Genomic DNA, 6,143 nt, shown 5'->3' with positions numbered 1-6,143 from the left:
TATAACTTCTACCTTTCATTTCTTTACCTCCATTCACTTTATACATTATACTGAATGTATAAGGAATTGTCCAAGATAGTTTCGGGGCTTAAGAGAATTTATTTATTACACCTATATTTATGGTTATTGCAATTTTAACTATAAGTTCAATGATACTTATAAATAGTATTAATTATTTTATTTATAATGGAGTATTAAATTCAAGTTTAGGTTTAGTATATTTTTTTATTATTATTATTGGTCATTTATTGAGAAAAAGGAAATTATATAAATTTGCACCTATTATTTTAATAATAGTAATGACATTATTATTTTGGATTAATAGACCTAATTTTACTTATAAACAAGCAATTGAAATAATCAAAAACGAAAAGAAAACAGAATATGTAAATATGGGAAGCAATATAAAGATATTTAAGTCTCCTACTGTTTATATAAATAAAGCATATATTATAAATATGAAAAAAGATGGACAACTAGTTAAATATATATTTAATCCCATTAATGGAGAGTATGGTATTTTTGATTAATATTTGGGGGGATTTTTATGAAAATCATTTTATAAAAAGCTTGGATATTTGAAAATGTACAGAGATAAGGAAGCTGTTTATTATCAAAAAGAGGTATGAGCATAATGGGAAGTTCATCAAATTCCAATTTAAGGTTGAGTAATATAAATAGTAATTTATATAGGAATATCATGCCCTTATGGGGCAGGTTTTCTGGTTAATTTTATAATCGAAAGGAAGAATAAGCAATTGAACAATATTACAGTAAATAAAACAAAATGGAATGAAATACAGAATCTTTATACAGACTATTTTGATGAACTTGGATACAAAAATGACGGTTTTCATAATTCTATGCTGTTTGAAGGAGAACCATATCTCATCATTTGCAATGATGAAGAATCAGGATTTTTCTCTATTGGAAATTCATGGGACAATGGCAAAATGTTAAGAGGATTTTATGTGATTCCTTCAAAACGCCGAGCATCAATAGAAATATTCAATAAAGTAATGGAGGATTTTCAGATTGAAGCAGCCCTTGTTGCAAGCAATGACTCACATTATGTTGGACTTGCATTTGAAAAGATGAATTCACTTAAAACATTTTTTGATATGCAGGCATTTAACTTTATTTATGGAGAGCCTGAACGTGAAGCGGAGTATGGTATGGATTGTGTAAAAGAAGTAAGTCCAAGTGAATATGAATTAATGAACAGTCTTACCGAGAAGCAATGGGAAGGTTGCTTTGAAGATGGAAATTTCAAGTTCTATAAAATCACAAACAATAATGAGACCTTAGGATATGGTGGTATAGGTAAGATGATAAAGAATCAGAAAAATGTTGACGTAGGTAATTTCACACTTCCACAGCATAGAAGGAAAGGCGTTGGCAGAAGTATAATGATAAACCTGAGCAAGATTGCTATCCAGCAAGGGGTAATTCCTATTGCAGGATGTTGGTATGGCAATACAGAAAGCATTGCAACGTTGATAAGCAGTGGTTTCATTCCCGAAAATAGAATTTTTTATGTAAGATTCTGTTAAACATTATAAATGAGTCAACTTATGCATCCATAAAAGCAAGCATCTGCTTGTAACTGACGCACAAATTCCAATTTATCAGATACTTTCTGGGGTTAACCTGAATTGATTTGAAATTTTCTTATATAAAGTAATAAATCAACTATAGGGTAAAGAGGAGAGCTTTTATGAGTTTTCACAATAACTATGAAAAATGGGAGCTAGAAGCAATGATAAGCAAGAGGATGTGTCCAAGCTCTAAAATTATTATTTGAGAGGATGGGAATGAATGGTGATTGAAGAAGTAGAATGTGACAATAGAATTGAAGGAATTACATACAGAGAGCCAATAGAGGCATAGGTGCTTATTGCGAATTCAGACAATGAAATTGCTAAGGAAAATGGAACCATAAGTTTGCATCTATATTGTTAAAAGTAAAATTCACAATAAGAAGTTTAATAAAGTTTCAATGGATAATTTAAAAGGGCATATTTGTATTATGATTATAGTTAACTAAAATTAAGAAGGGATTACTTATTGGGTAATTCCTTTTACTTTTTGTGGAGCAAAAATCATTCCTAGTTTGAGAAGCAATAAATTCATTTTATAAATGCGGTAGATACAGTGATTTGCAAGAATCTATGTAATAAATGTATATGTTAATTTTCAATTAACTTTCTTTAATTTAAAGTAATAAAATAAATGCATTTACTTACTTAATATGTATAATAAAGTAAAATTTTATAAAGTATTTACATAAATGTACGAGAAAGTAATTAGGTGTATAGTTATTTTAGTTATAGTATGAAAGGGATGGTTTTAATGAGAAAAATTTACACAACTATATTAAGTTTGAGTTTATGTTTTGTTTTCTTATTCTCTACTACAGCATATGCTGCTGCAATTGATGAAGCAGAGACAAATGATTCACCAAGTACAGCTCAACTAATTCAAGCAAACAATGAGGATCCTTCTAAAATTATTTCAGGAAATTATGATGGTCAAAACGTTGTTGTTGGTAATATTACTAGTACTGCTGATGAAGACTGGTATAAAGTTTACTTGCCTGCTAATAGTGATACTATACTAGGAATAAACAGTTCATCACTTAGTGGTTCAAGCCTTTTTGAAGTATATGATGAAAATTTAAATCTTGTAAGAGGTGTACCTTATGTGAGCAATTCAGCATATTTTGGAGCTACTCCATTTTATGTAAACATACCAACATCAGGATATTATTATGTTAAAGTATCCTCTACACTACTTACTGGAGAATATAGATTTTATATAGGTGGACCAGACTATGCATTAAATAGTTACACTTATAATGCAACAAGTGCTGTTACATTAACACCAACAATAAAAAGCGTACAAGCTACTTATGACCTTACTAATATTACTTCAATTCCAAGGGATGCAGTTGTTTACTATGTTTCTTTACAAGGAACAAAGGTTAATAATGCAACTAATCAATATAGAAGCATAAAAGTAGCTGGTGATTCTACATGGATTAATACATCTTCTTACACATATGTTGCAAATGTTCCTGCTATTAGCAATAAAAGGGTAAGAAATCAATGGACATTTAAGCTTGATGGTACAGTGTCGACTTCAACAAAATATTTTAATTTAACTCCTCAGATTAAGTTTAGCTATATTTATCCTGTACTACCACAATAGTATTAAGATAATTTAGAAGATGAGTTTAATAACTATACACCAAAAATTATTTTAAAGATTATAGAGGAAGTGATTTTAAATTGAGAGTTAATAATTATTCTGCGTTAAACAAAATTATGTATGATGATTTTAGGAATAGACAATCTAGATTAATAGAGTCAATAAACAAGGCTGTTTATAAGAAGTTAAATATTTTACCTTCAAATACTTTAGCAAATGGTTTATCTACAGATACTTTATCAATTGTAGCGGGGAAGTTAATTCTTGAAAATCAGAAAAAACTAGCTTCAATAGGGAAAAATGCAGAGGAGCTTGTTGCTAAAAACAATGTTTTGGATTTAAGAAAAGGAGCTTACTATAAGTTCCAAACAAGTTCTAATACGACAGCAATACTTACCGTTGGAGAGGGAGGTAATGTGTACATGCCGTTTTCCGAACTAGGCCTTGATGCTAACTTTACATTACCCCCCGCAGATTATGGTGAAATAAATAAACTCACAAGATTGATTGGAGACCTTGCAGAAGATGGAAGTGCCTTTTTAGCTCGAACTGCAGGATTTAAGGGAACGGAAATTTTAGAAATTCTCGGAAAAGTAGGGATTAAGCCAGGTTGGTTTGAAGTGAAATCTGAGTCAAAATCTAACAAATTCTATTTAGTGGATAATGGATTAATATATCCTGAATATCAAGCGGAAGCTGAAAGGCGGTATTTTACTAAAGCTAATTTATTTAAATCTGGTTTCACGAAAGACTCAGTATTTATACTTGAGGGAAAAGAATATAAATTAAATGAAAATGGAAGTTTAGATATTCCAGAGGGAGTTTGTTGCCTTATAGATAATATAAAAATTATAAAATAAATTTATCAATTCCTCAGATTAAGTTTAGCTATATTTATCCTGTACTACCACAATAGTATTAAGATAATTTAGAAGATGAGTTTAATAACTATACACCAAAAATTATTTTAAAGATTATAGAGGAAGTGATTTTAAATTGAGAGTTAATAATTATTCTGCGTTAAACAAAATTATGTATGATGATTTTAGGAATAGACAATCTAGATTAATAGAGTCAATAAACAAGGCTGTTTATAAGAAGTTAAATATTTTACCTTCAAATACTTTAGCAAATGGTTTATCTACAGATACTTTATCAATTGTAGCGGGGAAGTTAATTCTTGAAAATCAGAAAAAACTAGCTTCAATAGGGAAAAATGCAGAGGAGCTTGTTGCTAAAAACAATGTTTTGCATTTAAGAAAAGGAGCTTATTATAAGTTCCAAACAAGTTCTAATACGACAGCAATACTTACCGTTGGAGAGGGAGGTAATGTGTACATGCCGTTTTCCGAACTAGGCCTTGATGCTAACTTTACATTACCTCCTGCAGATTATGGTGAAATAAATAAACTCACAAGATTGATTGGAGACCTTGCAGAAGATGGAAGTGCATTTTTAGTTAACACCGCAGGATTTAATGATTTAGAGGTTAAAGAAATGCTAGGTAAAGTAGGGATTAAGCCAGGTTGGTTTGAAGTGAGATCTGATTCAAAGACTAACAAATTCTATTTATTAGACAATGGGCTTATATATCCTGAATATCAAGTTGAAGCTGAAAGGCGTGGTTTCAATATACGTAACTGGTTTAAGGATGGTTACACAAGGGATTCAACTTTCATTATTGAAGGGAAAGAATATAAATTAGATGAAAATGGGCATTTAAATGTTCCGAATGGCGTGGGATGTCTAATGGGGAATACTAAAATTATAAAATAAACTTATAGGATAAATAGTAATTACATATTAAAGATTATTACTATTTGAAAGTTTTGTAGAGTGTCAAGTATTTTTAAATTGATACTCTACAAATAAGTAAAAATCAGCCTATATCTTAAATTACTATGTAAAGTAAGATATAGGCTTTATTTTTCGCTTAAAAGTAGGGTGGGTGGAGTAAAACTTATAATACTTAACCATAGGTTGGTAATATAGATGTTAAAAACTAGTTTACAATGTAAATTTAATGCAGTTTAATGATAAATATGTAAAATGTAATGGATAAAATTATCATAAACGACTTTTTATTGTATAATTGTAATATAATTAAGCGTATATAAAATAAAGGAAATCATGGATTTCCTAATAAACTCGCCAAAACAGAGTTAAATTATTGGACGCTTAAAGTTTAAAAGTTGCTGAGAGTTTTAAGCAACTTATTGTTAGGGGGCAAGGATTATGTTAGAGGTTTCTAATTTAAGTAAGTATTATGGTAAGACTAAGGCAGTGAGTGAGGTTAGCTTCACAGTAGAACCAGGAAAAATTGCAGTATTGGCAGGGCCTAATGGGGCAGGAAAATCCACTATAATAAAATCCATTGCAGGACTGCTTAGGTATGAGGGAAATATAAAAATTTGTGGTGCTTATAATAAAACTGTAGAAGGAAAAAGACATTTAGGGTATATTCCAGAAATGCCTTCTTTATTTCCACTACTTACAGTTAATGAACATATTACACTTATGGCTCACAGCTTTGGAATTAAGGATTATGAAAAAAGAGCTGAAGAGCTATTAAAGTTATTTGATTTAGAGGATAAGAAGAATAAATATGGTAGTGAGCTATCTAAAGGGATGCAGCAAAAGGTAAGTATTTGTTGTGCTCTTATTACAGAACCTAAAGTGCTTTTAATAGACGAACCAATGATTGGTCTTGATCCAAAGGCTATAAGAAATGTAAAGGAAATATTAATGGAACTAAAAAGTAAAGGTACAGCTATTGTGCTTAGTACCCACCTTCTAGATTCTGTTCAAGACCTTTGGGATAAAATCCTCATAATGAAAACTGGACAATTTGTACTAACAAAAGAAAGAGATGACTTTGATAATGAAGATAAGTCCTTAGAAGATATATTCTTCCAGTTTACGGAGGAATAGGA

General features: G+C 30.1%; 5 protein-coding genes. All 5 read left to right on the top strand.

The genetic code is table 11. The annotated features are described in order from the left end of the window. The first annotated feature begins 758 nt into the window (after positions 1–758). The 5 genes from J2Z44_RS14575 to J2Z44_RS14555 all read left to right on the top strand — a co-directional run bounded on the left by J2Z44_RS14575 (position 759) and on the right by J2Z44_RS14555 (position 6,141). Positions 759–1,553: a GNAT family N-acetyltransferase gene (locus tag J2Z44_RS14575; protein WP_021285095.1), complete on the top strand. Its 795-nt coding sequence runs from the start codon at positions 759–761 to the stop codon at positions 1,551–1,553. Between the two features lie 799 nt (positions 1,554–2,352). Then, complete coding sequence (locus J2Z44_RS14570) at positions 2,353–3,210, top strand: hypothetical protein (RefSeq protein ID WP_021285096.1); 858 nt, start codon at positions 2,353–2,355, stop codon at positions 3,208–3,210. Between the two features lie 80 nt (positions 3,211–3,290). Then, the gene (locus tag J2Z44_RS14565; RefSeq protein ID WP_209649730.1) at positions 3,291–4,070 is read left to right on the top strand and encodes a hypothetical protein; all 780 of its coding nucleotides are present in this window, start codon (positions 3,291–3,293) and stop codon (positions 4,068–4,070) included. A gap of 136 nt (positions 4,071–4,206) precedes the next feature. Beyond that, positions 4,207–4,986, top strand: a complete 780-nt coding sequence (locus J2Z44_RS14560; protein WP_021285097.1) for a hypothetical protein — start codon at positions 4,207–4,209, stop codon at positions 4,984–4,986. Between the two features lie 459 nt (positions 4,987–5,445). Continuing rightward, on the top strand, positions 5,446–6,141 hold the full coding sequence (locus J2Z44_RS14555; RefSeq protein WP_021285098.1) for an ABC transporter ATP-binding protein: 696 nt from the start codon (positions 5,446–5,448) through the stop codon (positions 6,139–6,141). Positions 6,142–6,143: the final 2 nt, after the last annotated feature.

It is taken from the genome of Clostridium punense (assembly GCF_017874425.1).
GTDB classification, from domain to species: Bacteria; Bacillota; Clostridia; order Clostridiales; family Clostridiaceae; genus Clostridium_J; species Clostridium_J punense.
This window is presented reverse-complemented; position numbering and strand designations above follow the sequence as displayed.